General features: G+C 65.8%; 1 protein-coding gene. It reads right to left on the reverse strand.

Translation table 11 applies throughout. The annotated features are described in order from the left end of the window. The coding region (locus GSM73_RS28040) for a condensation domain-containing protein (RefSeq protein WP_256677103.1) at positions 1-2,579 on the reverse strand (2,579 nt) is incomplete at both ends.

Consider the following 2,579-nt stretch of genomic DNA (forward strand, 5'->3'; position numbering starts at 1 on the left):
CAGACCGAGACGTCGATGGCTGCTTCGGTCGGGCCGTACAGGTTGACCAGGGCGGCCGGGTGCTGACCCATGAAGCGCCGCACCAGATCCACCGGCAGGGCTTCACCGCTGGCGAACACCTGGCGCAGGCTGTGGCAGTTGATCAGGCTCGGTTCTTCGACAAACGCCCGAAGCATCGACGGGACGAAGTGCAGGGTGGTGACCCGTTCCTGCTGGATCAACTGGCTGAGATAGGCCGGGTCGCGATGCCCGTCCGGGCGGGCGACCACCAGGGTCGCGCCGGTGATCAGCGGCCAGAAGAACTCCCACACCGAGACGTCGAAGCTGTACGGGGTCTTTTGCAGGACACGGTCGTTCGGGCCAATCGGGAAGGCGTCCTGCATCCAGTGCAGGCGGTTCATCAAGGCGCCGTGTTCGTTCATCACGCCTTTGGGTTGGCCGGTGGAACCGGAGGTGTAGAGCACGTAGGCCAGGTCATGAGCTTCGACGCTGATCGGCTCGAACGCTGGGGCCTGGGGCAGGGCGTCGAGGGTCCAGGCCTGATGCCCGGCGGGCAGGCGCGCCAGCCACTGCGCCTGGGTCAAGGTGACCTTGGCATCGGCGTCTTCGATCAGGAACGCCAGGCGTGCAGCCGGCAATTCCGGGTCCAGCGGCAACCACGCGGCGCCGGCATGGACGATGCCGAGCAAGGCCACAACCATTTCCACCGAACGCTCCATGCACAGCGGCACGATGCTGTCGCTGCCCACGCCGGCCGCACGCAGGGCCCGGGCAACGGTTTGCGCCCGTTGATCCAGTTCGGCATAGCTCAGGCGCTGGCCTTCGAACACCAATGCCGGGGCGTTGGGGCTCAGGGCGGCTTGTTGGCTGAGCGCGGTGTGCAGGTCGGTCGGGCCGCTGTAGTGACGTTCGGTGGCGTTCCAGTCAATCAGTATGTGCTGACGTTCCGCAGAACTCAGCAGAGGCCATTCGGCGATTGGCCGTTGCGGTGTTGCGATCATCCCCTCAAGTAATTGCTCCAGGCGCGTCAACATTTGGCGGCCGCTGTCGGCGAAGAACAAATCCTGCGCGAACAACAGCTCCAGCCGAATCGGCGCATTGGCCGGGCACAGCACGTGCAGGTCCAGATCGCATTCGGAGTGGCGCAGCGGCGTGTCCAGGGCTTCGAATTCCAACCCGGGGAAGCGCAACCGCGACTCCATGGCCAGTTGCTGGGCGACCATCACCTGGTACAGCGGTGCATGGCTGAGGCTGCGTGGCAGTTGCAGGCTGTCGACCAATTGTTCGAACGGCAGGTCCTGATGCAGCAAGCCGTTGCGCAGACGCTCGGCCACTTGTTTGACCAGGGCGGTGAAGTCGGCTTGCGGCTCGAAGTCCGCGCGAATCGCCAGGTTGTTCAACAGAATGCCCAGCAGCCCTTCGGTGCCCGGTTGTTCCCGGTGGGTGACAGGGGTGCCGACCAGCACCGTGGCATCGCCGCTCAAACGGTGCATCAACACGGCGAAACCTGCGAGCAGGACGGTGAACGGCGTGGTGCCGAGGCGACTGGCAAAGGCGTGTACCCGGTCGCTGAGATCGGCGCTGAGTTCACGCTGCACGATCCCGGCGCGGTAGCTTTGCGCCGATGGCCGTGGATGATCGGTGGGCAAGGCCAGCAGCGGGCTGGCGTCGCTGTCGCGACGGTCCAGGGTGGTGGTCCAGTAATCGAGTTGGCGCTTGAGTTCGGCGCCTTGCAGATGTTCGCGCTGCCAGAGGGCGAAGTCAGCGTATTGCAGTGGCAGGGCCGGCAGTTCGGCGGCGGCGCCCTTGCAACGGGCTTCATAACCCAGGGCCAGCTCGCGCAGGGCGATGGTGGCCGACCAGGCGTCCGAGACCAGGTGATGCAGGGCGATGCCGAGCACATGCTCGTCCGGCGCCAGGCGCAGCAAGCGCGCCCGCAACAACGGAGGGCAGGTCAGGTCGAACGGTTGCTCGAAGGTGTCTTGCAAGGCATTGAACTGCGCGCCGGCGCGCGCGGTAGCGGTCAGGCTCGACAAGTCTTCGAAGGGCAGCGAGATGTCCAGCGCTGGGCTGATGCGCTGGCAGGGCACGCCGTTGTTATTGTGGATGCCGGTACGCAGGATTTCGTGGCGCACCAGCAGATCGTTCAGGCTGGCGTGCAGCGCCTGGACGTTGAGTTCACCCTTGAGGTGCAGGGCGAACGGGATGTTGAACAGGGTGGTGCCCGGCGTCAGTTGTTCGATGAACCACAGGCGCTGTTGCGAGAACGACAGCGGCAGCAGCGTCGGGCGTGGCCGGGCCTGGGGCATGTTGAGCGCGCTGCTCTGCGGTGCGGCGGCCTCGGCCTGGCGGGCGCCGATGGCTTCGGCCAGCAAGGCCACGGTCGGCTGTTCGAACAACACCCGCAACGGCAGGTCGAGCTTGAATTGGGTGCGCAGGCGGGCAACGATCTGGGTCGCTAGCAGCGAATGCCCGCCGAGGGTGAAGAAGTTGTCTTCCACGCCCACTGTGTCGCGCCCCAGGACCTCGGCCCAGACAGACGCCACGCTGGTTTCCAGCGCGTTGCGCGGGGCGATGCT

The organism is Pseudomonas sp. PICF6 (assembly GCF_009831705.1).
GTDB classification, from domain to species: domain Bacteria; phylum Pseudomonadota; class Gammaproteobacteria; order Pseudomonadales; family Pseudomonadaceae; genus Aquipseudomonas; species Aquipseudomonas rhizophila.